Genomic DNA, 699 nt, shown 5'->3' on the forward strand with positions numbered 1-699 from the left:
ACGCAGATGCTCTCTGCGTCGCGCTTGTCGAACGCGGCTGCGCCGTGGCAGCATGACGTCATTGCCAAGCCGCTCACATTCTGGCGCATCATACGCGCCACAGCATCGGGACATGCATGAGCACCCAGCGACGTAGTTATGAAAGCGGCCACAAGCCGAAATGTCTCGTGGTCGTCGATGACAGCGAGGAATGGGATCGCGCGGTGTATTACGCCAGCCGCTGGGCCATCCGCGTCGGCGGTGGTGTAGTGATGCTGCGCATCATCGAGACCGAGGATCGCAACCAGCAATGGCTCGGCGTTGCCGACATCATGCGCGCCGAAGCGGAAGAAGGCGCTAATGCCGCGCTGGACCGCGCCTCCGGCCGCGCCAACGGTATTGCTGCGATCACGCCCGAACGCGTGATCCGCGAGGGCGACCCCACCGAGCAGATCCTCGACGTGATCRACAAGGACGTCGATATTTCCATGCTGGTGCTGGCTGCATCGGCCGGCGCGGAAGGTCCCGGCCCGATCGTCACTATGATGGCCAAGCTAGTCGGCTCTTTCCCGGTGCCGGTCGTCATCGTGTCGGGCGCCCTGAACGACCTCGACATCGACGCGCTGTCGTAACCACCCTCTCAGACGGCTAAGGGGCTGCAAAATAGGCCGAATTCGGCGATTTCGCGCCTTGATCGTGCGTTTTTCGTCGCCATCTGCT

1 protein-coding gene is annotated in these 699 nt (G+C 62.6%); it reads left to right on the forward strand.

The window, feature by feature from the left end; translation table 11 throughout:
• The first annotated feature begins 116 nt into the window (after window positions 1-116).
• Window positions 117-611: a universal stress protein gene (locus tag AC1DU6_RS34045; RefSeq protein WP_477862830.1), complete on the forward strand. Its 495-nt coding sequence runs from the start codon at window positions 117-119 to the stop codon at window positions 609-611.
• Window positions 612-699: the final 88 nt, after the last annotated feature.

The organism is Roseateles sp. P5_B10, from assembly GCF_056400485.1.